26 protein-coding genes are annotated in these 22,505 nt (G+C 73.2%); 8 read left to right on the top strand and 18 right to left on the bottom strand.

Annotated elements, in window-relative coordinates; translation table 11 throughout:
- Nucleotides 1-48: 48 nt before the first annotated feature.
- Nucleotides 49-261 carry a hypothetical protein gene (locus R2740_RS10215; RefSeq protein WP_371302574.1) on the bottom strand — a complete coding sequence of 71 codons (213 nt, stop codon included), beginning with the start codon at nt 259-261 and terminating at the stop codon, nt 49-51.
- An 82-nt stretch (nt 262-343) separates the two neighbouring features.
- Here R2740_RS10215 and R2740_RS10210 point away from each other — a divergent pair, with 82 nt between their 5' ends.
- Nucleotides 344-985 carry a hypothetical protein gene (locus R2740_RS10210; RefSeq protein WP_371302573.1) on the top strand — a complete coding sequence of 214 codons (642 nt, stop codon included), beginning with the start codon at nt 344-346 and terminating at the stop codon, nt 983-985.
- Nucleotides 986-1,232: 247 nt separating this feature from the next.
- Entirely contained in the window at nt 1,233-1,580 is a 348-nt protein-coding gene (locus R2740_RS10205; protein WP_371302572.1) for a hypothetical protein, read from the top strand.
- Nucleotides 1,581-1,680: 100 nt separating this feature from the next.
- On the opposite strand, the gene R2740_RS10200 is transcribed toward R2740_RS10205, so the two are convergent.
- The gene (locus tag R2740_RS10200) at nt 1,681-2,394 is read right to left on the bottom strand and encodes a hypothetical protein (RefSeq protein WP_371302571.1); all 714 of its coding nucleotides are present in this window, start codon (nt 2,392-2,394) and stop codon (nt 1,681-1,683) included.
- Between the two features lie 132 nt (nt 2,395-2,526).
- Between R2740_RS10200 and R2740_RS10195 the strand changes: the two genes are divergently transcribed.
- Entirely contained in the window at nt 2,527-3,711 is a 1,185-nt protein-coding gene (locus tag R2740_RS10195) for a sensor histidine kinase (protein ID WP_371302570.1), read from the top strand.
- Nucleotides 3,708-4,373 (top strand): response regulator, encoded by a 666-nt coding sequence (locus R2740_RS10190; protein WP_371302569.1) that lies wholly within the window; start codon nt 3,708-3,710, stop codon nt 4,371-4,373. Before R2740_RS10195 ends, R2740_RS10190 begins: the two co-directional genes overlap by 4 nt.
- Nucleotides 4,374-4,398: 25 nt before the next feature.
- Here R2740_RS10190 and R2740_RS10185 read toward each other — a convergent pair whose 3' ends face one another.
- From R2740_RS10185 to R2740_RS10130, 12 genes are all read right to left on the bottom strand, one after another.
- Entirely contained in the window at nt 4,399-5,307 is a 909-nt protein-coding gene (locus R2740_RS10185; RefSeq protein ID WP_371302568.1) for a 2-hydroxyacid dehydrogenase, read from the bottom strand.
- Nucleotides 5,304-6,581, bottom strand: coding sequence for a deoxyguanosinetriphosphate triphosphohydrolase (locus tag R2740_RS10180; protein WP_371302567.1), 1,278 nt, complete (start codon nt 6,579-6,581; stop codon nt 5,304-5,306). Before R2740_RS10180 ends, R2740_RS10185 begins: the two co-directional genes overlap by 4 nt.
- Before the next feature lie 40 nt (nt 6,582-6,621).
- On the bottom strand, nt 6,622-7,227 hold the full coding sequence (locus R2740_RS10175) for a response regulator (protein ID WP_371302566.1): 606 nt from the start codon (nt 7,225-7,227) through the stop codon (nt 6,622-6,624).
- Nucleotides 7,224-8,372, bottom strand: coding sequence for a sensor histidine kinase (locus tag R2740_RS10170; RefSeq protein ID WP_371302565.1), 1,149 nt, complete (start codon nt 8,370-8,372; stop codon nt 7,224-7,226). The genes R2740_RS10175 and R2740_RS10170 overlap by 4 nt, the downstream gene beginning before the upstream one ends.
- A 20-nt stretch (nt 8,373-8,392) precedes the next feature.
- On the bottom strand, nt 8,393-9,217 hold the full coding sequence (locus R2740_RS10165; protein WP_371302564.1) for an ABC transporter permease: 825 nt from the start codon (nt 9,215-9,217) through the stop codon (nt 8,393-8,395).
- The gene (locus R2740_RS10160; RefSeq protein WP_371302563.1) at nt 9,214-10,152 is read right to left on the bottom strand and encodes an ABC transporter ATP-binding protein; all 939 of its coding nucleotides are present in this window, start codon (nt 10,150-10,152) and stop codon (nt 9,214-9,216) included. The genes R2740_RS10165 and R2740_RS10160 overlap by 4 nt, the downstream gene beginning before the upstream one ends.
- A gap of 94 nt (nt 10,153-10,246) precedes the next feature.
- Nucleotides 10,247-11,089: a mucin-2 protein gene (locus R2740_RS10155; protein WP_371302562.1), complete on the bottom strand. Its 843-nt coding sequence runs from the start codon at nt 11,087-11,089 to the stop codon at nt 10,247-10,249.
- A 216-nt stretch (nt 11,090-11,305) separates the two neighbouring features.
- Nucleotides 11,306-12,343: a TRM11 family methyltransferase gene (locus R2740_RS10150; RefSeq protein ID WP_371302561.1), complete on the bottom strand. Its 1,038-nt coding sequence runs from the start codon at nt 12,341-12,343 to the stop codon at nt 11,306-11,308.
- A gap of 2 nt (nt 12,344-12,345) precedes the next feature.
- Entirely contained in the window at nt 12,346-13,485 is a 1,140-nt protein-coding gene (gene dusB / locus R2740_RS10145; protein WP_371302560.1) for a tRNA dihydrouridine synthase DusB, read from the bottom strand.
- A 74-nt stretch (nt 13,486-13,559) separates the two neighbouring features.
- The gene (locus R2740_RS10140; RefSeq protein WP_371302559.1) at nt 13,560-14,309 is read right to left on the bottom strand and encodes a hypothetical protein; all 750 of its coding nucleotides are present in this window, start codon (nt 14,307-14,309) and stop codon (nt 13,560-13,562) included.
- 36 nt (nt 14,310-14,345) lie between these two features.
- Nucleotides 14,346-15,743 (bottom strand): glycine--tRNA ligase, encoded by a 1,398-nt coding sequence (locus R2740_RS10135; RefSeq protein ID WP_371302558.1) that lies wholly within the window; start codon nt 15,741-15,743, stop codon nt 14,346-14,348.
- Between the two features lie 58 nt (nt 15,744-15,801).
- Nucleotides 15,802-16,122 (bottom strand): antibiotic biosynthesis monooxygenase, encoded by a 321-nt coding sequence (locus R2740_RS10130; RefSeq protein WP_371302557.1) that lies wholly within the window; start codon nt 16,120-16,122, stop codon nt 15,802-15,804.
- 61 nt (nt 16,123-16,183) lie between these two features.
- Between R2740_RS10130 and R2740_RS10125 the strand changes: the two genes are divergently transcribed.
- From R2740_RS10125 to R2740_RS10110, 4 genes are read left to right on the top strand one after another with little or no spacing between them, the layout of a single operon-like run.
- Nucleotides 16,184-17,116, top strand: a complete 933-nt coding sequence (locus R2740_RS10125) for a metal ABC transporter substrate-binding protein (RefSeq protein ID WP_371302556.1) — start codon at nt 16,184-16,186, stop codon at nt 17,114-17,116.
- On the top strand, nt 17,113-17,967 hold the full coding sequence (locus tag R2740_RS10120) for a metal ABC transporter ATP-binding protein (RefSeq protein ID WP_371302555.1): 855 nt from the start codon (nt 17,113-17,115) through the stop codon (nt 17,965-17,967). Before R2740_RS10125 ends, R2740_RS10120 begins: the two co-directional genes overlap by 4 nt.
- Entirely contained in the window at nt 17,964-18,968 is a 1,005-nt protein-coding gene (locus R2740_RS10115; protein ID WP_371302554.1) for a metal ABC transporter permease, read from the top strand. The genes R2740_RS10120 and R2740_RS10115 overlap by 4 nt, the downstream gene beginning before the upstream one ends.
- Nucleotides 18,955-19,371 (top strand): Fur family transcriptional regulator, encoded by a 417-nt coding sequence (locus R2740_RS10110; protein ID WP_371302553.1) that lies wholly within the window; start codon nt 18,955-18,957, stop codon nt 19,369-19,371. Before R2740_RS10115 ends, R2740_RS10110 begins: the two co-directional genes overlap by 14 nt.
- 6 nt (nt 19,372-19,377) lie before the next feature.
- Here R2740_RS10110 and R2740_RS10105 read toward each other — a convergent pair whose 3' ends face one another.
- The 4 genes from R2740_RS10105 to recO form a co-directional block, all read right to left on the bottom strand.
- Nucleotides 19,378-20,256: a hypothetical protein gene (locus R2740_RS10105; RefSeq protein ID WP_371302552.1), complete on the bottom strand. Its 879-nt coding sequence runs from the start codon at nt 20,254-20,256 to the stop codon at nt 19,378-19,380.
- Entirely contained in the window at nt 20,249-20,785 is a 537-nt protein-coding gene (locus R2740_RS10100; RefSeq protein ID WP_371302551.1) for an RNA polymerase sigma factor, read from the bottom strand. The genes R2740_RS10105 and R2740_RS10100 overlap by 8 nt, the downstream gene beginning before the upstream one ends.
- 81 nt (nt 20,786-20,866) lie before the next feature.
- Nucleotides 20,867-21,646 carry an isoprenyl transferase gene (locus R2740_RS10095; RefSeq protein ID WP_371302550.1) on the bottom strand — a complete coding sequence of 260 codons (780 nt, stop codon included), beginning with the start codon at nt 21,644-21,646 and terminating at the stop codon, nt 20,867-20,869.
- Between the two features lie 130 nt (nt 21,647-21,776).
- A complete protein-coding gene (gene recO, locus R2740_RS10090) occupies nt 21,777-22,505 on the bottom strand; it encodes a DNA repair protein RecO (protein WP_371302549.1) in 729 nt (242 codons plus the stop codon).

The raw sequence follows: 22,505 nt of genomic DNA, 5'->3' as shown, positions 1-22,505 counted from the left end.
GGGGCCGGTCGCGGACCTCCCCCGCTCGTCCCCAGGGCGGCCCGGGGCTCAGGCACCGGCCTCGCGGCGCTCCCGCCAGGCGTCGGTCGCCTCCTCGCGGGCCTGCGCGCCGATCTCGGCGTAGCGCTCCTGCAGCCGGTCGCGGATCTCGTCGGCGGAGTAGGCCCGGCGCTTGCGCTCCTCGCGCGCGACGACCGCGCCGGTCGCGGCCAGCCCGAGCACACCCGCGAGCCCCAGCGCCTTGGTCCACGTGCCTGCCATGGACCGCAGCGTACGCCGCCCACCGGGGGCCCCGCCGCGGTTCGGCCGCGGTTCGGGCGCCGTGGCGGGCACAATCGTGCCCATGGCGAGCGTGACCCTCGAGGAGGCGGCCCAGCTGACCCGCACCGGCGACCTGTGGCTGTTCCGCGGCGTGACCGCGGCCGACCACGCGATCCGACTCGCGACCAACGCGCCGGTCAACCACGTGGCGCTCGCGGTGGCGATCGGCGACCTGCCGGCGATGATGTGGCACGCCGAGCTCGGACGCCGACTGGTGGACCTGTGGACCGGCACCCACCACCGGGGTGCCCAGCTCCACGACCTGCGCGCGGCGGTGGAGCGCTGGACCGGCCTGCGCAAGCAGCAGGTCTTCCTCCGCCAGCTGGAGCCGGTGGCCGGGCGGCCCGAGGAGGACGCCGCCCTCAAGGCGGTCGCCCGCTGGAACGGCACGTCGTTCCCCTCCACCGGACAGCTGGCCTGGCGGTGGTTCTCCGGCCGCAACGGCATCCCCAACCCCGAGCTCCCGATGGCGCTGCGCACCGAGGTGGCCTACTGCGCCGAGCTCGCCGCCGTCACCCTGCAGACGATGGGCGTGCTCGACGACGAGCTGCCCCCCACGTGGTACGACCCCGGGCGCTTCTGGAGCGGCGACGCGCTGCCCCTGCGCGACGGGTGGTCCTATGGCGACGAGATCGAGGTCACCGTCTCCCACCCGGCTCGGTGACCGGTCGGACAGCGAAGCGCCGTTGGCACCCGGAGGACCCCCGGATATCGTCGATGCCATGAGGCTGTCGGCAAGGCTGCACGCGCTGCGAGAACGTTCCCGGGCTCGGCGGGCCCAACGCCGGGCGGCGGCCGTCGAGAGGTCCGCGCGGCAGGCCCGCGAGCGCACCCTCCGCCCTCGCGTGGGCGTCCGGGACCAGCGCGGCGGGTTGGGGCAGACCCGCTGACCCTCCGGAAAGGACGACCCGGTGGCCGACCACCGACCGGCCGATGACGACGTGGCCGCGCGCGCCGCGGAGATCCGCGCCGAGGCCGACGAGGCACTGCGTGGGCTGACGCCCGACGCGTCGCTGTGTGCGATCAGCCGGGAGGGGCGCTCCTTCCCGGCCGGGAAGTTCCACGAGGGCAGGGGCTACGCCGCGGCCGAGGTGCTGCGCGGCCTGCGGCGCGGGATGAGCCCCCGCGAGGCGGTCGACGCGGCCTGGGACCGCTGGAGCATCGTCGCCCCGCTCCCCCGGCGCACCGCCCCCGACTGGGCGGCGTACGGCGCCGGCGGCGACGACGTGCTCGCCGAGCTGCTCGAGCTGGCCGGCTGACGGCCGCCGCCGTACGCGACAGCTTCGCGACGGACACGGCCACCGCGAGGAACGAGCCGAACGCGGGGCGCCCGAGGTGCCCCGCGTTTGCGTGCCGCGGTCAGCGGCGGGCGAGCACCACGCCCAGCCAGGTGAACCAGACGATGAAGCCGATCCCGAAGATCGAGGTCGAGACCTCCGAGGCGGCCGGTACGACGGTGACCAGGCCGACGGCGGCCAGCCCCAGCGCGAGGCCACCGAGCGCGGCCGGCAGCGTGCGGGTGCGCAGCACCGCCAGCCCCACCACCATCGCCCAGAGTGCGCCGGCGACCTCGACCCCGCCGCCAAGGGCGTCCTGCACGATGCTCACCGAGGTCCAGGTGGAGCGGGCCAGGTCGGGGTCGCCGGCGTGCAGCGAGACCACGGCATGCTGACCGACCACGGCCACGCTGCCGCTCGCGACCAGCAGCCCCGACCAGACGAGCCCGAGGGCCGCGGACACTCGCGCCGGCCCCGGTGCGGACGCCAGCCGGTCGCGGACCCCCAGGGCGACCAGCGCCATCGCGGCACCGCCGAGGAGATAGAGCAGGGCGTACCACGCCGACATCACGGCCGTGTGGTCGAGCAGGAAGGCCAACGAGCCCGACGGATCGGCGACGGGGTCGACGAAGCCCTGTGGTGCGAGGTAGGCGCCCATCGCGAGGAAGCCGACGACGTAGGTGCCGGCGACGACCTGCGCCGCGATCCCGCCGGCCTGGACCAGCGGGCCGGGGACCGGACCGGTGTCGGCCGGGGTGGTGGTGGAACCGGGACGGGGAGAGGTTTCGGTAGTCATGGCTCCACGGTGGCCCCCGGGGCCGGTCTGGCGCATCGGAGCAGAGGATCGACCCGACCGGTACTCGCGGCCAGGAGATCCTGGACCCAGGTACGGTCCACTCCCGCCGTGTCCCGCCCTACCCTGAGGCCCATGGCGGGAGGTCTGGTGCGAGCGATCTGGGACGAACCTCGGGTGGTCGCCCCGCCCGGGCCTGCCTGGTGGGACCGAGCGCTGGTCGCGGGGCTGGTCCCGGTGACCGTCCTCGAGGGGCTGCTCCGGCCGGACGTGGTGTGGCCCGCGTGGCACATCGGCTGGGCGCTGGCCTGCGTCCTGACCCTGCTGTGGCGCCCGCGGCGACCGCTCACCATGCTGCTGGTCGGCTATGCGACGCAGACGGTGGCGGGGGTGGTCCCGGCACTCGTCGGCGAGCCCTACAGCGTGCTCAACGTCACGGCCGTGGTGCTGTTGCTGGCCTACTCCCTCGGGCGATGGGCCAGCGGTCGGGGTGTGCTGGCCGGGACGGCGTTCTTGCTGGTCGTCCACCTGGCCAGAGAGCCACTCTACGCCTCGAGCGGGTCCTCGATCGGGGTCGGTGTCGGGGCGCTCCTGCTGCCCGTGGCGGTGGGCGTCGCGGTCCGGTTGTGGGTCCGCGTCCAGCATCGTGAGCGCGACGAGATCAGGAACCGCGAGCGCGCGCGGCTGGCCCGCGACCTGCATGACACCGTGGCCCACCACGTCACCGGCATCCTGCTCCAGGCCCGAGCCGCCCGGGTCAGGGCGCAGAACGATCCCGACGGCGCGGCCGAAGCCCTCCGCGGGGTCGAGGAGGCGGCATCGCGCTCGCTGGAGGACATGCGGGCGCTGGTGGCCGTGCTCCGGGAGGACGACGACGGCGCCCAGCGCGCCCCGACGTACGGCGTCTCCGACATCGCCGGGCTCGCCGACGCCGACGCGACTCCCGCGGTGGTCGTCTCCACCACCGCGGACCTCGACGGCGTCGCTGCCGCCGTGGGATCGGCGCTCTTCCGAGCCGCGCAGGAGGCGGTAACCAACGCTCGTCGCCACGCAGTCGAGGTGACTCGCGTCGACGTGGAGCTGACCCGAGAGGCGGACACCATGACCCTGCGCGTCCACGACGACGGGCGGACGGAGGTCCCTCGAGGCCGGCCGCCGCGGCGACGGGCGCGCTACGGGCTGGCCGGCATGCAGGAGCGCTTCGCCCTGCTGGGCGGCCGGATCACCGCCGGCCCGGACCCGGTGGGTGGTTGGACGGTCCTGGCCGAGGCGCCGACGCGGGTGTCCGCCCGCGGCGACGGTCAGGAGGTGCGCGCATGAGCGACCCGGTGCGGGTGCTGCTGGCCGACGACCAGGAGATGGTGCGGATCGGCCTGACCACCATCCTCGAGGCCTACCCCGACATCGAGGTGGTCGGCCAGGCGGCCACCGGACTCGAGGCCGTCAGCCTGGCGCGTCGGCTCCGGCCGGACGTCTGTCTGTTCGACATCCGGATGCCCGACCTCGACGGCATCGAGGCCACCCGACAGGTGGCTGGCCCGGAGGCGTCCGAACCGTTGCCCGTGGTCGTGGTGACGACCTTCGACGACGACGAGTACGTGTTCGACGCGCTGCAGGCCGGGGCCCGGGGGTTCCTGCTCAAGGACGCCGAGCCGGACCTGCTGGCCGAGGCCGTGCGCGTCGCGGCACGCGGCGACGCGCTGCTGGCCCCCTCGGTCACCGCCCGGCTGCTCACCACCTTCGCGCGCGGCCGCTCCGGGCGGGCGGCCCCTCCGCTCGAGCCCCTGACGGCCCGCGAGGAGTCGGTGGTCGACCTGGTGGCCAGGGGCCGCACGAACGCCGAGATTGCCGAGGAGCTCTTTGTCTCGGTCAGCACCGTCAAGACGCACGTAGGCGCGCTCATGGACAAGCTGCCGGCGCGCAACCGGGTGGAGATCGCCTTGTGGGCCTACGCGCAGGGGCGCATCGACCCCTCCTCGTGACACCGACGTGGATCCCGGCCTCCGTTCAGGGCCGGCGTACGACGTGGGCGAGCGGCTCGCCGGCGGCGAAGCGCACGAGCTGCTCGCGCACCACGCGGTAGGCCCGCGGCCACATCGCGCTGCTGGCGCCACCGACGTGCGGGGAGATGAGCACGCCCGGCGCGGACCAGAGCGGGTGGTCGGGCGGCAGCGGCTCAGGGTCGGTGACGTCGAGCGCCGCGCGCACCCGGCCGGACCGCAGCGCCACCAGCAGCGCGTCGGTGTCGACCACCGCCCCGCGGGCGACGTTGACCAGCAGCGCCCCCGGCCGCATCGTGTCCAGGAAGTCGCGCGACACCAGCCCGCGGGTGGCGTCGGTCAACGGCACCACCAGGACCACCACGTCGGCGTCGGGCAGCAGCCTCGGCAGGTCCTCGACTCCGTGCACGCCCTCCCGCGCACGGCTCGCGACCCGCACCACCTCCACCTCGAACGGCCGAAGCCGCTCCTCCACGGCCGCCCCGATCGAGCCGTGGCCGACGATGAGCACCCGCTTGTCCGCGAGCGCCGGCCACCAGTCAGAGGCCCACTCGCTCCGGTCCTGCGCGCGGACGAACTCCGGCACCCCGCGCAGCGACGCCAGCATCAGCGTGAGCGCCAGCTCGGCGGTCGAGGTCTCGTGGATGCCCTTGCCGTTGCAGAGCGTGACGCCCTCGGGCAGGTGCGGCCACACGTGGTCGATCCCGGCGGTCAGGGTCTGCACCACGCGGAGCCGGGGCATCCGGGCGAGCACCGTGAGGTCGGCCGCGAACGTGTACGCCGGCACGAACAGCTCGACCTCGGCCGCATCGGCGGGAAGGTCGTCGGCACTCGGGACCACCTGCGCCACGGTCACTCCGGAGGGGAGATCGCCCAGCGCCGCGGGGTCGAACGGCACCCACACCAGCCGGCTCACCCGCAGAGCTCCGCATGCCGGGAGACCGCGCTGGCGTCGGTCAGCGAGGCCACCTGGTCGACGACCACGCGCAGCCGCGCGCCGGCGTCGTCCGCGCCCGCCCAGTCGTCGGCGAACGGACGGTCGAGGGCCTCCGGCCCCCGGACCAGCAGCGCCTCGACGAGCTCGGCGAGCAGGCCCCGCTGCCGCTCCATCAGCGCCACCCGGTCGTCGGCGCGCATGACGTAGTGGGCCGCGATCCCCTTGAGCACCGCGATCTCCAGCCGGGTGCGCTCGGGCACCACCAGCGCCGCGCGGTAACGGACGAACGGCCCCTCCCCCGCCGCGAACGTCGCTTCCTGCACCGCACCGCAGAACCGGCCGATCACATCGGAGGTGAGGTTCTTCAGCGCGGCGAGGTGCCGCCGCGACCCGTCGTAGGCCGCCCGCGGCCATGCTTCGATCGCGACCAACCCGTCGAGCACCTCGTCGAGCAGGGCGTCGTCGGCGTCCGGGACGTACCACTCCCGGACGGTCTGCCACACCGCCGGCCGGTCCACCGCGGTGAGCTCGATCCGGCCGGCCACCACGCCGTCCTCGACGTCGTGGACGGAGTAGGCGACATCGTCGGCGAGGTCCATCACCTGGGCCTCGACGCACTGGGCCGCGCGCACGGCGCCCTGGCGCATCCAGTCGAAGACCGGCCGGTCGTCGTCGTAGACGCCGAACTTCACCACCGTGCGCGGCGACCCGTCGGCGTGCAGTCCCTGCGGCGGCTCGGCGGCCGACCGGCTCCAGGGGTACTTCGTGCAGGCGTCGAGGGTCGCCCGGGTCAGGTTGAGCCCGGCCGAGCGGCCGTCCGCGTCGAAGGTCTTGGCCTCCAGCCGGGTCAGCAGCCGCAGCGTCTGGGCGTTGCCCTCGAAGCCGCCGGCGTCCTTGGCCAGGTCGGCCAGCGCCCGCTCGCCGTTGTGGCCGAACGGCGGATGCCCGAGGTCGTGGGCGAGCGCGGCGGTCTCGGCGATGTCGGGATGGCAGCCGAGCGCGCGAGCCAGGTCGCGGGCCACCTGGGCCACCTCGAGGCTGTGGGTGAGCCGGTTGCGCACGAAGTCGTCGGTCTGCGGGCCGACGACCTGCGTCTTGGCCGCGAGCCGTCGAGACGAGGCCGCATGCACCACCCGGGCCCGGTCCCGCTCGAAGGGAGTCCGGACCGGCGCGTCGACCCGCTTGGGCGGCTCCTCGACCAACCGCTCGCGATCCGCGGCGGCGTAGTGGTCGGCGGTCGGGCTGGTGCTCATCGAGGCGACCCTAGCGGGTGCCGCGGACCGCCCCACACCCTCACAGCCAGCCGGACTCCACGGCGATCCGGACCGCCTCGGCCCGGTTGGCGGCACCGGTCTTGCCGATGGCGGCGGAGAGGTGGTTGCGGACCGTGCCCTGGCTGAGGAAGACCTGCTCGGCGATGACGGCGACCGGCGCCCCGTCGCGGGCCGCGCGCAGCACCTCGGTCTCGCGCTCGGTCAGCGGCGACTGCCCGGCCAGCAGGCTGTCGGCGGCCAGCTCGGGGTCGACGACCCGGAGCCCCTGGTGCACCCGCCGGACGGCATCGGCCAGCGCCCGGGCCGGGGTGTCCTTGACGACGAAACCGTCGGCGCCGGCCTCCAGCGCCCGACGGACGAACCCGGGACGCCCGAAGGTCGTCACGATCAGCACCCGGGTCTGCGGTCGGGCGGCCTTGAGTGCGGCGGTGGCGGCGATGCCGTCGAGGCCGGGCATCTCGACGTCGAGCAGGGCCACGTCGACGTCGTGGTCGTGGGCAGCCGCGACCACCTCGTCGCCGCGGGCCACCTCGCCCACCACCTGCAGGTCGCTCTCGAGGTCGAGCAACGCCGCCAGGGCGCCGCGCACCAGCGCCTGGTCGTCGGCGAGCAGCAGTCGGATCATCCGCGGGTCACCTCGAGGCGGAAGCCATGGGGTGCCACGGTGCTGGTCATCAGCACCGCACCCTCGGCGACCGCGCGCTCCCTCAGCCCGGTGAGCCCGTGGCCGACGCTCCCGTCGCCGGGACCTGTGCCCCCGGGACCCTCGCCGTCGTCCTCGACGGCCACCCCAGCCCGGCCCAGGCGCACCGTGCACCGGGTCGCCCGGCTGTGCCGGACCACGTTGGTCACGCCCTCGCGGATCGTCCAGGCGAAGAGCTCCCGCAGCTCGGCGGGCACCTCGTCGACGGTGGTGGGCAGGTCGTCGGCGATGCCGGCCGACCGCAGCGCCTCGCGGGCACGCACCAGCTCGGCGGCCAGCGACAGCTCGCGGTAGCCCCCGACCGCCCGGCGTACGTCGGCCAGCGCGTCGCGGCTGAGCCGCTCCACGTCGGCCAGCTCGGCACGGGCCCGCTCCGGGTCGACGTCCAGCAGCCGGCCGGCGAGCTCCGCCTTCACGGTCACCACGGTGAGTGTGTGGCCGAGGATGTCGTGGAGGTCGCGCGAGAAGCGGTTGCGCTCCTCCGCGACGGCCAGGTCCGCGAGCTCCTCACGGGCGTTGAGGAGCTGCTGGTTGCGATCCATCAGCATCCGGACGCCGAACATCGCCAGCGCCGCGGTGAGCAGCGAGAACGTCAGCGACGGCTGCTCCTCCCAGCCGGTCACCGCGCGGACCAGCACCTCATGGAGCAGCGCCAGCCCGACGGTGACGGCGAACGCGACCCGCACCGGCAGGGACATCACGGCGGTGACGGCCACGTAGACGAACGTGGCGGTGCCGGACTGGCCGACCGCCCAGCAGACCAGGGCCGACAGCATGGCCATCCCGGCCAGGATCGCCAGCCCGGTCCCGCGGCGGTGCGGCGCCGGCGCCATCCGCCGCTGCCGGACCGCGCCGAACGACCCGAGATAGAGCGCTCCGAACACGACGAGCGCCACCAGGGCGACGGTCCCACGGGGGGTGCCGCGGATCGCCCAGGCGTCCTGCACCGGCTCCTGGAGGAAGATCAGCCAGATGGCGGCGAAGACGAGCCACCACCACCGCCCGCCTCGGGCCCGTCCCCCGAACGGGCCCGAGGCGGGCGGGGAGACGACGGGTGCGTGAGTCACGTCGGTCACGCTAGCCGTCGTCAGACCCGGGCGGTGTCTCGGCTCATCCGCCACGCGGCGCCGCCGACGAAGACCGCCAGCCACGCGACCGCGTTGAGCACGGAGTACCAGTCGAGCTCGCGGGTCAGCGGCCACCGGGAGATCTCCGCGACCCCGAACATCGGGGTGGTCGAGGCGACCCACCACATGGTGGTGCCCTTCGTGATCGGGATGAACACGTTGCCGAGGAAGGACAGCAGCGCCAGGCCGGGACCGAGGATCTGCATGGCGTTCTCGCCCGGCACCAGGTAGCCGACGAACACCCCGAGCGCGGCGAAGACCAGCGAGCAGACGACGGTCAGCAGCGCGCAGGCCACCCAGGTGGCCGCCGGCATGTCGGGCTTGCCCTGGACCAGGCCGGCGACGTTGACCATGGTCACCGCGACCGCGCCGAGCAGCACCGCGAGCAGGGTCTTCACCAGGATGTAGGACACCGGGGAGAGCGGCGTGAGCCGCAGCTGGCGGGACCAGCCGAGCGACCGCTCGAGGGCGACCGCGGTGCCGCCGGAGGCGGCGGTCAGCGCGGCGCCGTAGAGCGCCATCGACACCATGATGTACGCCGACACGTTGCCGACGCCCACCGACTCGTTCGCGTAGTCCTGGCTGCCGGCGAAGGCGAAGAACAACGCGCTGGGGAACACGAACGCGAAGATGACCGTCCGCCGGTTGCGCAGCACCCGGCGCAGCTCGATGCCGACCAGGGTCCGGTTCAGGCCGCCCCAGCGGGGCACGGCACGGGTGGCCGGGTCGAAGCCGGGCGTCGCAGCCGCGGCGGCGCTCGCCGCAGGGAGTGCGGTGTCGTTCATCGGGGGTCCTCCTGGGTTTCGGCGGCCGGCGTGCCGGTCAGGGTGACGAAGGCGTCCTCCAGCCCTCGACTGGTGATCTCGAGGTCGCGGGCGGCGGTCTCGGTGAGCAGATGCCGGGCGACCGTGTCGGTGTTCGCGGCGTGCACGACGACGCTGTCGCCGCGGATCTCGACCGACTCGACGCCGGGCAGCCCGGCCAGCGCGTGGGCGTCGGCGCCGGCGAGCGTGGCGCGCAGGGTGCGGCCGCTGGCGAGTGCCTTGATCTCGGCCCCCGAGCCGTCCGCGACGATGCGCCCCTGGCGGACCAGGACGATGCGGTCGGCGTACTGGTCCGCCTCCTCGAGGTAGTGCGTCGCGAACATCACGGTGCGGCCCCGGGCGGCGTCGTCGCGGATGGCCGCCCAGAAGCTGCGCCGCCCCTCGACGTCCATGCCGGTGGTCGGCTCGTCGAGGAGCAGCACCGCCGGGTCCGGCAGCAGCGCGAGGGCGAACCGCAGCCGCTGCTGCTCGCCGCCGGAGCACTTGCCGACCTTGCGGTCCGCGAGCCCCGCGATCCCGGCCCTTTCCAGGGCGTCGTCGGGGTCGGCCGCCCCCGGGAAGAGACTGGCGGTGAGCCGGACGGTCTCCCGGACCGTCAGGTCCTTGAGCAGGCCGCCGGACTGCATCACGGCGGACACCAGGCCGCGGGCGATCGCGTCGCGGGGCGACAGCCCGAGGACGGACACCTCGCCGCGGGTGGGCGCGGAGAGCCCCAGGATCATGTCCACGGTGGTGGTCTTGCCGGCGCCGTTGGGGCCGAGGAAGGCCACCACCTCGCCGGGACGGACGGTCAGGTCGAGGTCGTCGACGGCGACGACGCTCCCGAAGGTGCGGGTGACGCCTGCGAGGCGGATCGCCGGAGTGGTCGATCCCGGGGTGGCGGTGGAGGTGGTCATGCCTCCAGCGTGTCGGCTCCCCGCCGCCCGGACCTCAGCCCTCTGTCACGACTCCGGCGTGACAAACGTCAGCCGTGCCGGGCCTCCGGCCGGGTCAGTACGTCGAGACGTGGACGTGGTCGTAGTGGTTGGCCGTGGCCGACCCGCGGTTGGACATCGGCCGCCAGCCCTCGCCGGAGCGGACCGGGGTCCAGATGTGCTGGCGCCAGATCACGTCGTAGAGGTGCAGCTCGGCGGCGTGGGCGCGCAGGTAGTCGGCGATCGCGGTGCCGAGCGCCACGTCGCTGGTCATGATGTCCAACGCCCGCCCCGAGGAGTGCTCACCGTGGGCGTCCCAGCCGCCGTAGCGGGTGATCTGGGGGAAGGCGTGGCACACCGAGCGATAGACCCGGATGGCGTTGGTGGTGAGCCCGTTCTCGACGCTGGAGTCGGGGCACGGCGCCATCGACAGTCCGGCCGCCGGGCCGACGGGCTTGTCGCTGCTGAGGTAGCCCGCGGTCACCCAGCGCGGCTCTCCCTTGACGACCACCTCGACGCGGCCGTTGTCGCGGCGGCCGGTGACCAGGATCTGCTTGCCCTCCTCGAACTCACCGACCTGCTTGGCGCCCTTGGCGGCGGAGGTCCAGACGTTGAGGGGGGCGGTGGTCCAGAGCTTGACCCGCTTCTTCTTCGCCTGCCGCACCACCCGTGCGGTCTCGGCCTCGTCGGCGGCCGCGGCGATCAGCTCGTTGGACTCCTCCACGTCCTGGGTGACCTTGTGCCGCTTGGCCGAGCGGGACAGCAGGGGTGTGCGATCGCTCAGGTCAGCCGACTGGCCGGTGGGGGTGTAGGTCGCACCCGACAGGTCGGCCGCCGGAGTGGCGACGGGCAGGTCGGCGCCGGCGACACCCAGGCCGACGACACCGAGGGTCGCGAGGGTGGCGAGGGGGGCGGCCACGACCGCGGCTCGGGGAGAACGGGGGGTGGGGCGTTCCCGCTTGTGGCGTGCATCTGCCACTGCGCTGATGTCCTTTGCACGTTGCTGACGGGGGGATTTGCGCCGCTCCATGTGATAACGAATCGGACACGGCGCCCCCGAGTGAAGCACACTGGTCTGGTCCAGTGCCAATCACCGCGCCCGGCGGTGAGACGCCGGCGGCCGTGGGATCCCCGGTCACGAGGGGCGTCGAGCGACGATGACGTCGCGGAGGATCGAGCTGTCGACGCGGTGCTGCAACGCGCGGTAGGGCTCGCTGTCGGCGACCAGCAGGCCGTGCCGCCGGAGCAGGTCGGCCAGGTCGTCGCGGGCCGCGACGTGGGTGTTCCAGGCGATGCCGAGCGCACCGCCCGGGCGCAGCAGCCCCACCCAGACCGGCACCGCCGCCTCCAGCAGGTCCAGCGGGCGCCGGGCCAGCCCGTGCTCGGGGTGCCGGCTGCCGTGCTGGACGCCGTACGGCGCGTCGGTGACGACCGCATCGACGCTGCGAGGCTTGACCAGCTCGCCCGCGCGCAGGGTGTCGGCGTGCAGCACGCTCAGCCGCTGGGTCCGCCCGGCCGCCCAGTCCTCCTTGGTGGGCGCCACGGTCGCGTCGGTGCGCCGGGCGACGCGCTTGCCGTCGTGGCGCACGGGCGTCGTGGCGATCGTGTGCTTGAGCCGCTTGCGCTTCAGCCAGCTCTTGAGGAACCCGGCGTAGGCCTCCACGTCCTTGCGGTCCAGGTCGAGGCCGACGGCGTCGTGGCCCCACCTCAGCGCCTGGCTCAGCGTGGTGCCGCGACCGCACAACGGGTCGAGCACCCGCAGCGAGCCGTCGAGCAGCTGCTCGGGCTGCTCGCGGAAGAGCAGGGTGACGTGCAGCAGCAGATGGGTGAACGTCTCGTTGGTCTTGCCGGAGTACTTCAGGATCGTGAGCAGGTCGTCGTCGTAGCGCGCCAGCGGGGTGAGCGTCAGCGGGGCCAACAGTCCGTCGCGCAGCTCGAAGAGCGCGAACGCGGTCGACAGCTGGGAGAGGTGGGCGAGCGCACGCTCGTCGAGGTCGGGGGCGCTGAACGTGACGTAGCGGACGCCGCCGATGGTCTCCTCGTCGAGGTGGTCGATCACCCCGCCCAGGACCCGCTCGTCGACGATCCGCAGCTCGGCCGTGGTGAGTGCCGCCGACGCCTGGGCATAGACACGGTTGGCCGAGGGCTGCACCAGCAGCGCATAGCGGGGCACGCCTATCCGCCCGTGGTCTCGGTCGTGTCCTCGCGGACGTGGCTGCCCCGGCCGTCGGTGTCGTCGAGCCAGCCCTCCGGGAGCACCACCCTCGCGCGCGGGGAGCCCTGCCGGCCGCGGGCCGCGCCCAGCTCACCGACCGGGAAGGGCTCGCTCGGGTCGAGGTCGGCCAGCAGCTCGTCCAGCGCGGCCAGTGAGTCGACCAGCGCGAGCGAGCGCCGCAGGCGACCACCGGCCCGGAAGCCCTTGAGGTACCACGAGACGTGCTTGCGGAACTCCTTGCAGCCGCGTTCCTCGCCCATGTGCTCGCTGAGCCGCTCGGCGTGCCGGCGCATCATCACCGCCACCTCGCCCAGCGTGGGCAGCGTCGTGACCTCGCGCCCACCGAAGGCCGCCGCCAGGTCACGGAACAGCCAGGGACGGCCCAGGCAGCCACGCCCCACGACCACGCCCGCCGCGCCCGTCTGCTCGACCATCCGGACCGCATCGGCGGCCTCCCACAGGTCGCCATTGCCGAGCACGGGGATGTCCACGTGGTCGACCAGCCGCCCGATCGCCTCCCAGTCGGCCTCCCCGGAGTAGGCCTGCTGCACGGTGCGACCGTGCAGCGCGATGGCGGCGACCCCCGACTCCTGGGCGATCCGTCCCGCGTCGAGGTAGGTCAGGTGGTCGTCGTCGAGGCCCTTGCGGGTCTTCATGGTCACCGGGACGCCGTAGGGCGCGGTCGCGGCGACCGCCGCCCGGAGGATCTCGGCCAGCAGCCCGCGCTTCCACGGGAGCGCCCCTCCCCCGCCCTTGCGGGTCACCTTCGGCACCGGACAGCCGAAGTTGAGGTCGACGTGGTGGACGCCGTACTCCGCGCACAGGATCTCGGCAGCCTTGCCGACGTAGACCGGGTCGGTGCCGTAGAGCTGCACCGACCGCACCGACTCGAGCTCGTCGAAGACCAGCATCCGGCGGGTCGTCTCGTCACGCTCGACCAGGCCGCGCGAGGTGATCATCTCGCAGACATAGAGCCCGGCCCCCTGCTCGGCACACAGCCGGCGGAAGGCGGCGTTGGTGATGCCGGCCATCGGGGCGAGCACGACCGGGGTCTCGACCCGTAGCGGGCCGAGCTGGAGATGGTCGGGCAGCGGGGGCACCGGGTCATTCTCCCCGGGAAGGGCGGGTTGCCCCAAACGCACGAGGCGGCGAGCCGGACGCTCCCGGCGCGGCGTCAGCCGTTGCCCTTCTTGCTCTTCTTGTCGTTCTTCTTGTTCTTCGCGCCCTTGTCGTCGGCCGACTTGTCCTTGACCACGACGACCTTGCCGGACCAGGTGACCGGGTCGAAGCCCGGGCCGGTGAAGAAGCTGACGTTCTTCATCTTGTCGCCCTTGGGTGCGAGGTAGACCCAGCAGGTCGCGGTTCCCTTGCCCGGCTTGAACTTCTTGGGCAACGGGGTGCTCGGGCACGGCTTGAACGTGCTCTCGAAGCTGCTCGCGCTCACCAGCTTGTTGTCACCCGCCGCGAGGTAGAGCGGCACCGACAGCTGGCTGAGATCACTGCGACCGATGTTCTTGACCTTCGCGTGGACGAAGAAGGGCGTGGAGGTCTTGGCCTTCTTGTCGAGCACCCAGGCACTCAGCCGGGAGATCGGGACCTGCTCGACCTTGGTGACCTTGAGGTCGAGCACGGCCACGCGCTTCTCGTCGAGCGCCCAGGCGACCGCGGCGGCCTTGCCGATCGCGAGGTCGCTGCCCTGGGCGGTGAGCGTGACCTTCTTGCCCACGTCGAGATAGTTGCTGGGCGCCGCCGACGGCGACCCGTCGCCCGACCCGCTGCCGGACCCGCTGCCCGAGGCGCCCGACGTCCCGGACCCGCCGGGGTCGTCGCCACCGCCACCGGAGCAGCCGGCCAGCAGCGCGCCGGACAGCAGGATGGCGGCCAGCGCGACGACGCGCGGGCGTCGGGTGCGGGGCGTCGACATGGCGCCCACTGTAGGCAACGAAGCTCCGGACAAAGGTCAAGACCCGATCAAGCGCGCGCCAAAATAGCCGACGATCCCCTCGATCGGGACGCGCTCCTGCGCCATCGAGTCACGCTCGCGCACGGTCACGGCGCCGTCGTCGAGGGTGTCGAAGTCGACCGTCACGCAGTAGGGCGTGCCGATCTCGTCCTGACGCCGGTAGCGGCGACCGATCGCGCCCGCGTCGTCGAAGTCGACGTTCCACTGCCGGCGCAGGTCGGCGGCCAGGTCACGGGCCTTGGGCGACAGGTCGGCGTTGCGTGAGAGCGGGAGCACCGCCACCTTGACCGGCGCCAGCCGTTGGTCGAGCCGGAGCACCGTCCGCACGTCGACGCCACCCTTGGTGTTGGGGGCCTCGTCCTCGGCGTAGGCGTCGACCAGGAAGGCCATCAGCGACCGGTTGGGGCCGCCCGCCGGCTCGATGACGTAGGGGAGGTAGCGCTCGTCGGCGGCCTGGTCGTAGTAGGACAGGTCCTGGCCGGAGAACTCGCTGTGCTGCCTCAGGTCGAAGTCGGTGCGGTTGGCGATGCCTTCGAGCTCACCCCACTCGCTGCCGGCGAAGCGGAAGCGGTACTCGATGTCCACCGTGCGCTTGGCGTAGTGGGAGAGCTTCTCCTGGGGGTGCTCGAAGTGCCGCAGGTTGTCGGGGTCGATGCCGAGGTCGACGTACCAGCGGGTGCGCTCGTCGATCCAGTACTGGTGCCACTCCTCGTCCTCACCCGGCTTGACGAAGAACTCCATCTCCATCTGCTCGAACTCGCGGGTGCGGAAGATGAAGTTGCCGGGGGTGATCTCGTTGCGGAAGGACTTGCCGAGCTGCGCGATGCCGAACGGCGGCTTCTTCCGGCTGGAGGTGACGACGTTCTGGAAGTTGAGGAAGATGCCCTGCGCGGTCTCGGGGCGGAGGTAGTGGAGCCCCGACTCGTCCTCGATCACGCCGAGGTAGGTCTTCAGCATCATGTTGAACTCGCGCGGCTCGGTCCAGGCGCCCCGGGTGCCACAGTTGGGGCAGGCGAGCTCGGCCAGGTCCACCGAGTCGGGGTCGTCGAGACCCTTCCGCGAGGCGTAGTCCTCCTGCAGGTGGTCGGCGCGGTAGCGCTTGTGGCACGACTGGCACTCGGTCAGCGGGTCGGTGAAGGTGCCGACGTGGCCGCTGGCCTCCCAGGTGCGCCGCGGCAGGATCACGCTGGAGTCCAGACCGACGACGTCGTCGCGGCCGGTGACCATCGAGCGCCACCACTGACGCTTGACGTTCTCCTTGAGCTCCACGCCCAGCGGGCCGTAGTCCCACGCGGAGCGGGTGCCGCCGTAGATCTCGCCGCTCGGGAACACGAAGCCCCGGCGCTTGGCCAGGGAGACGACCTTGTCGAGGGCGGACGGCGCGGGCTTGGCCATGGGGATCCTTCTGCTTCGGGCGCGGCCGACTGGCGGTCGGTGCGCGGGGGACGAAGGGTCAGCCTAACGAGCGGGTCGAAGCGGTATTGAGGTCGGCTCCCGGTTCGGCGTCCTCGAAGGCGCCCGGCTCGTCGAGGGCGCGCCCCAGGGTGGTCCAGGCGTGCAGCTTGACGTCGTAGGCCGACAGCGCGCGGCGATAGGCGCCGACCGACTCCCAACGAGTGAGCAGCAGCCACAGGTCGGGGTCGTCCAGGGCGCGGCCGAGGCTCCCCTCGACGTATCCCGGCTGCGCGGCGAGCAGGTCGCGGGCCGCGGCCAGGTCGTCCCGGAAGACCGGCGCCTCCTCGGCGCCGACGCGGAAGCGGTTCACGACCAGCACGGCGACACGCTAGCGGACGTCCATTTTGACAATCATTCTCAACTGAGTGAGAATGATTCTCATGAAGATCTCCCCGACTGCCACCCGCTTCGCGTCCCTGGCCCTGCTGGGCGTCCTCGCGAGCTCACTCCTTGCCGCCTGCGGCGACGACTCCGGCAGCAGCGACACGAGCGGGCCGTCGGTCGCGGCCGCGTTCTACCCGCTCGCCTACGTCGCGGAGCGGGTGGCCGGGGATCACGCCACGGTGGAGAACCTCACCCAGCCCGGCGGCGAACCCCACGACCTCGAGCTCGGCCTCAACCAGACGGTTGCCCTCCAGAAGGCCGACGTGGTGGTCTACGAGGCCGGTTTCCAGCCCGCCGTCGACGACGCGGTCGCGGACCTGTCCGGCGAGCAGCTGGTCGACGCGGCATCCGTGGTGCAGCTCCACCCCGCCGTCGCGTCCGACGCCGACCACGCCGAGGACCACGAGGACGGCGAGCTCGACCCGCACTTCTGGCAGGACCCGCTGCTGCTCGCCGACGTCGCCGATGCCGTGGCCGACTCGCTGAGCAAGGCCGACCCCGACCACGCCGACGACTACGCCGCCAACGCCGCCGCGCTGCGCACGGACCTGGAGCAGCTCGACCAGGACTACACCCAGGGCCTGACCGACTGCGAGCGCTCGACGGTGGTGGTCAGCCACGACGCGTTCGAGTACCTCACCCGCTACGGCCTCACCTTCGAGCCGATCGCCGGCCTCTCCCCCGACGCCGAGCCGAGCCCGGCCGGGCTGGCCGCGCTCCAGAAGCTGGCGCGCACCGAGGGCGTCACGACGGTCTTCTCCGAGCGGCTCGCCTCCCCCGCGCTGGCCGACACCCTGGCTCACGACCTCGGCATCAGCACGGGGGTGCTGGACCCGATCGAGGGGCTGAGCGACGAGACCGCCGACGAGGACTACCTTTCCCTCATGCGTGAGAACCTCGCCGCCCTCCAGAAGGCGAACGGCTGTTGACCGCGGCCGGCCCGCTGCCCGACACCGACGACGCCCCCGTCGTCAGGGTCGAGGACGCCTCCGTCGAGCTCGGCGGGCGGTTGATCCTGCGTGGCGTGGACCTGGCCGTGCGGCCCGGCGAGTTCGTGGCCCTGATGGGCGCCAACGGCTCCGGCAAGTCGACCCTGGTGCGGGCACTCACCGGCCTGGTGCCGGTGGCCCGTGGCCGGGTCTCCCTGTTCGGCACGCCGGTCGATCGGTTCGACGACTGGCAGCGCGTCGGGTTCGTCCCCCAGCGGGCCGGTGCCGCGGGCGGCGTACCCGCCTCGGTGTGGGAGGTGGTCGCCTCCGGACGACTCACCCGACGGCGGCTGTTCCGCCCGCTCGGCCGCCGCGACCGGGCCGCGATCAGCTCCGCGCTCGAGGTCGTCGGCCTGGCCGACCGCTCCCACGACGGCGTCTCGACCTTGTCCGGCGGGCAGCAGCAGCGCGTGCTGATCGCCCGGGCGCTGGCCGGCGGCCCCGAGCTGCTGTTCCTCGACGAGCCGACCGCGGGCGTGGACCTCCCCAACCAGGAGGCGCTGGCGGACACGTTGCGGATGCTGTCGGACAACGGCGCGACCATCGTGCTGGTCACCCACGAGCTCGGCCCGCTCGCCTCCCTGATCGACCGGTCGGTGGTGATGCGCGACGGCCGGGTCGCCTACGACGGCGGACCGCTCGACGACCATGCGGTGCACCAGGTCGACTTCGGCGCGGGCGTGCACGAGCACCACCACCCACGGCCGAGCACGCACGACCACGCTCCGCACGTCGGCTCGCCGTTCGACCTGCCCGGCCACGGCAGCGAGCTGAGGGAGGGCGAGCGATGATCGAGCTGCTGTCCGAGCCGTTCATGCTGCGAGCGCTGCTGGCGGCGCTGCTGACCGGCTTCGCCGCGCCCGCCGTCGGCACCTACCTCGTCCAGCGGCGGATGGCGCTGATGGGCGACGGGCTCGGCCACGTGGCCGTCACCGGCGTCGCGATCGGCCTGCTGACCGGGACCTCGCCCACCTGGTCCGCGGTGCTGGTGGCGGTGCTCGGCGCGGTGCTGATCGAGGTGATCCGCGAGGGCGGGCACACCAACGGCGACGTGGCGCTGGCGCTGCTGTTCTACGGCGGCCTGGCCGCGGGCGTGCTGGTCACCGGGTTGGCCGGGCAGAGCGCCGCCCGCCTGCAGCAGTACCTCTTCGGCTCGATCCTCACCGTCTCGCGGACGGACCTCCTCGTCACCGCCGTGCTGGGATCGGTCATCGTGATCGCCTCGATCGGGCTCCTCCCCCAGCTCTTCACGGTGGCGCTCGACCCCGACTTCGCGCGGGTCGCCGGGCTGCGGGTGCGGTTCTACAACCTGCTGGTGGCGGTGCTGGCCGCCGTCACGGTGACCGTGGCGATGCGCACCGTGGGACTGCTGCTCGTGTCGGCGCTGATGGTGGTCCCGGTGGCCACCGCCCAGCAGCTGAGCCGGTCCTTCCGTGGGACCCTGGCCCTGGCCATGTCGCTGGGGCTGCTGGCCGCCGTCGGCGGCCTGGTGGCGGCCGCCCGCCTGTCGCTCAGCTATGACGCCAACGTGGCCCCCGGCCCGTCGATCGTGCTGCTGTCGCTGCTCGGGTTCATCGCGGCCTGGCCGGTCGGCGTGCTGGCCCGGCGCCGGGCCCGGCTGGCCGCGCCGTTCGCGGCCGGGCAGGCCGACGTACGCCGGGTGGAGGAGCAGCACGCGCACGTCCACGGCCCCGACTGTGGCCATCCCGCGGTCCAGCACGACGACCACGTCGACTACATCCACGACGGGCACCGGCACGCCGAGCACGGGAGCCACTATGACGAGCACTGACCGGCAGCCCGCCGAGCGTCCGGCTCCGCGACCGACCCGGCAGCGTCGCGCGGTGGCCCAGGTGCTGACCACCTTCGCCGACTTCCGGTCCGCGCAGGAGATCCATGAGCTGCTCGGTCAGCAGGGCGACCCGGTGGGGCTCGCGACCGTCTATCGCACCCTGCAGCTGATGGCCGACCTGGGCGAGGTCGACGTGCTGCGCAGCGAGGACGGCGAGGCGATCTACCGCCGCTGCTCGGACACCCACCACCATCACCTGGTCTGCCGCTCCTGCGGCGCCACCGTCGAGGTGGAGGGCCCGGCCGTGGAGCGCTGGACCAGCGGGATCGCGGCCGACCACGGCTACACCGACGTGGCCCACACGCTGGAGATCTTCGGCACCTGCCCGGCCTGCCGGGGCTGAGCAGGTTCAGCGCTCGTCGTCGATCCGCACCGACCCGACCAGGCGGGTGAGGCTGCGTCGCGCCTGCGGCTCCTGGTCCGCCGCATGCTCGGCGAAGATCAGGAGCAGTCCGGAGCGGGTGCGGACGAACCAGGCGTCCACGGTGGTGGGCACCTCGAAGGTCACCGCGTCGTCGGCGCTCTGCAGCAGGTGGATCGGCGACTGATCGGGACAGGCGTCGCGGCGCAGTGAGAACCGCAGGTGCGTCGCCGGCTGCCCGAACGCCACGACACTCTCCGGCCCTGCCTGCAGCGTCATCTCCGGCAGCGACGAGAGCTGGCCGGCCGCGCCCAGCGGGTCCTGGGTCACCGACTCCCAGAACTCGAACACGCTGCCCGAGCACGGCCGCGTCCGCACGATCTCCGGGACCATCACCACCAGCCTGAGGTGGTCCGGCCCGGCTCGCTCCGTGACGCCAGGCCGGACCACGCCATCCGCCGACCAGGTCCAGGTCCCGGTCGACGCACCGGTCGACGCCGCCGGCGGCGTCAGCCGGACGACGACCGGGTCGTGGTCGCCGAACGGGTGCGCGTGGTAGGTCACGTCGGCCGCCAGCGCCACGCCAGGCGGGAGAACCTTGTTCCGGCTGCGCCCGTAGGGCAGCTGCCCCGCGTCGGCCACGGTGGTGTTGGGCTGCGGCCGCTGCGCCGGCAGCGGCGCGTCGCCGGCGAACGGCCCTCCGACGAGCCAGTGGCCGAGCGCCACCACGGCGGCCAGGGCGGCGACCGTCAGCCCGGCGCGGGCCGCGCGCCGCCGCCGGCCACGACGCTCGAGCTCCCACAGGTCCGGCACCGGGACCAACCGCTCCGCGTCCCGGGCGAGCTCCCGGAGCCCCTGCTCAGCCATCCGCCCCCACCTCCATCGCACCGAGTGCCGCCTCGAGCGCCGCGCGACCACGCGCCAGCCGGCTCTTCACCGTGCCGGTCGGGCAGCCGAGCAGATCGGCAACCTCATCGACCGACAGGTCCACCAGGTGGTGCAGGGCGACCACCTCGCGCTGTGTCTCCGGGAGCGACCGCAGCGCCGCCATGAGCTCGAGATGCGTCTCACCGAGCCCGGGCAGGTCCACCGCCTCCACCAGCCGATGCCGGATCCGCGCGAAGTTCCGGAGCTTGCGCCAGCGGTTGCGGTGCACGTTGATCGCCACCGCGCGCAGCCAGGCCTCCGGGTTGAGCGTCGCCTCGAACCGGGCCCGGTGCAGCGACGCGCGGACGAACGCCTCCTGGACAGCGTCCTCGGCCTCGGAGTAGTCGCCGATGACGCCGTAGAGCTGCACGACGAGGCGACGGTAGGACGCCGCGAAGACCTGCGGAAGGATCCCTACGTCCTGGCTCTCCAGCCGCGCGCTGCGCGGGTCGAGCAGCTCCTCGTCCATCCGGCCTCCCCTCGGGGTTCCTGGGAGGACGACACCCCGGCCAGTGCCGGGGTTCCATGGTCGCGCGATTCTTCCGGCCTGTCAGCGCGCGCCGCCGTACCTCCGGTCGCGGGCGGCGTAGGTCTCGATCGCCCGCCACAGGTCGCGGCGGTCGACGTCGGGCCACAGCACGTCGGAGAAGACCAGCTCGGAGTAGGCCGCCTGCCAGAGCATGAAGTTGGAGAGCCGGTTCTCACCGGAGGTCCGCCAGACCAGGTCGGCGTCGGCGAGCTCGGGGACGTAGAGGTGGCGGGCGAAGGTCCGCTCGTCGACCTTGTCGGGGTTGAGCCTGCCGGCCGCCGCCTCGCGGGCGATGGCACGGGCGGCGTCGGCGAGCTCGGCGCGGCCGCCGTAGTTGACGCACATGGTCAGCGTGAGGACGTCGTTGTCGGCGGTCATCTCCTCGGCGACCTGGAGCTCCTTGATCACGGACTTCCAGAGGCGGGGCGCGCGCCCGGCCCAACGGACCCGGACACCGAGCTCGTGCATCTCGTCGCGGCGCCGGCGGATGACGTCGCGGTTGAAGCCCATCAGGAACCGCACCTCATCGGGCGAGCGGGACCAGTTCTCGGTCGAGAAGGCGTAGGCGGAGATCGCCTTCACCCCGATCTCGATGGCACCCTCGACCACGTCGAAGAGCACGTGCTCGCCGCGCCGGTGGCCCTCGGTGCGGGGCAGCCCCCGCTGCTTGGCCCACCGCCCGTTGCCGTCCATCACGATCGCGACATGGTGCGGGACCAGGTCCGGCGGCACCTGCGGCGGCCGGGCCCCCGACGGGTGCGGCGACGGCCGTCGTACCGGCGTGCGGGGCTGGCGCTTCACGTGCCCAGCCTAGGGCTGCGGGTTGGAGGTTCATCATGTGAAGCAGTTGAGTTGTCACTTCTCGTGGTGAGTTCACCAGGAGAAGTGACGACTGACCTGCCGCACATGATGAACGAGTGACAGCAGAGGTTCACCGCTCCACATAGGCCAGGGACCGCAGGCCCCGCTCGACGTGCCAGGCGAGGTACGCCGCCACGACGCCGGAGGCCTCCTTGAGGTGCCGAGGGTCCGCGGCGCGGACCAGCTCCCAGTCGCCGGCGAGCAGCGCGCCGAGCACGGCGACGGTCTCCGCCGCCGGGGTGGCCGAGCCGGGCAGCCGGCAGTCGGAGCAGAGCACGCCGCCCGCCGAGGGGTTGAGCCAGCGGTGCGGGCCTGGGTCGCCGCACCGCGCGCAGTGGTCGAACGACGGCGCGTAGCCGGCGACCGACAGCGACCGCAGCAGGAACGAGTCGAGCACCTGGCCGGCCGGCAGCTCCTTGCCGGCCATCGCCCGCAGCCCGCCCACGAGCAGCAGGAACTGCTGGGTGGCCGGCTCCTTGTCCTCCACGACGAGCCGCTCGGCGGTCTCCAGCATGGCGGTGCCGGCGGTGTAGCGCTCGTAGTCACCGCCGAGCTCGGCCGAGAACGGCGTCAGCGTCTCGGCCTGGGTCACCACGTCGAGGGTGCGCCCCTCGGCGATCATCAGGTCGACGTGGGTGAACGGCTCCAGCCTCGAGCCCCAACGCGACGACGTACGCCGGACGCCGCGGGCCACCGCGCGGACCCGGCCGTGGTGGCGGGTCAGCAGGGTGATGATGCGGTCGGCCTCGCCCAGCTTGTGGGTGCGGAGCACGATCGCCTCGTCGCGGTAGAGCGGCAC

This window comes from Nocardioides sp., assembly GCF_041393715.1.
Classification (GTDB): domain Bacteria; phylum Actinomycetota; class Actinomycetes; order Propionibacteriales; family Nocardioidaceae; genus Nocardioides.
The sequence above is the reverse complement of the archived record's forward strand: the minus strand, read 5'-3'. Positions and strand labels throughout refer to the sequence as shown.

Coding starts and splice junctions, on each gene's coding strand:
- R2740_RS10215 (WP_371302574.1), bottom strand. CDS start 261: ATGGCAGGCACGTGGACCAAGGCGCTGGGGCTCGCGGGTGTGCTCGGG.
- R2740_RS10210 (WP_371302573.1), top strand. CDS start 344: ATGGCGAGCGTGACCCTCGAGGAGGCGGCCCAGCTGACCCGCACCGGC.
- R2740_RS10200 (WP_371302571.1), bottom strand. CDS start 2,394: ATGACTACCGAAACCTCTCCCCGTCCCGGTTCCACCACCACCCCGGCC.
- R2740_RS10195 (WP_371302570.1), top strand. CDS start 2,527: ATGGCGGGAGGTCTGGTGCGAGCGATCTGGGACGAACCTCGGGTGGTC.
- R2740_RS10190 (WP_371302569.1), top strand. CDS start 3,708: ATGAGCGACCCGGTGCGGGTGCTGCTGGCCGACGACCAGGAGATGGTG.
- R2740_RS10180 (WP_371302567.1), bottom strand. CDS start 6,581: ATGAGCACCAGCCCGACCGCCGACCACTACGCCGCCGCGGATCGCGAG.
- R2740_RS10175 (WP_371302566.1), bottom strand. CDS start 7,227: ATGATCCGACTGCTGCTCGCCGACGACCAGGCGCTGGTGCGCGGCGCC.
- R2740_RS10165 (WP_371302564.1), bottom strand. CDS start 9,217: ATGAACGACACCGCACTCCCTGCGGCGAGCGCCGCCGCGGCTGCGACG.
- R2740_RS10160 (WP_371302563.1), bottom strand. CDS start 10,152: ATGACCACCTCCACCGCCACCCCGGGATCGACCACTCCGGCGATCCGC.
- R2740_RS10140 (WP_371302559.1), bottom strand. CDS start 14,309: ATGTCGACGCCCCGCACCCGACGCCCGCGCGTCGTCGCGCTGGCCGCC.
- R2740_RS10135 (WP_371302558.1), bottom strand. CDS start 15,743: ATGGCCAAGCCCGCGCCGTCCGCCCTCGACAAGGTCGTCTCCCTGGCC.
- R2740_RS10125 (WP_371302556.1), top strand. CDS start 16,184: ATGAAGATCTCCCCGACTGCCACCCGCTTCGCGTCCCTGGCCCTGCTG.
- R2740_RS10115 (WP_371302554.1), top strand. CDS start 17,964: ATGATCGAGCTGCTGTCCGAGCCGTTCATGCTGCGAGCGCTGCTGGCG.
- R2740_RS10110 (WP_371302553.1), top strand. CDS start 18,955: ATGACGAGCACTGACCGGCAGCCCGCCGAGCGTCCGGCTCCGCGACCG.
- R2740_RS10105 (WP_371302552.1), bottom strand. CDS start 20,256: ATGGCTGAGCAGGGGCTCCGGGAGCTCGCCCGGGACGCGGAGCGGTTG.
- R2740_RS10100 (WP_371302551.1), bottom strand. CDS start 20,785: ATGGACGAGGAGCTGCTCGACCCGCGCAGCGCGCGGCTGGAGAGCCAG.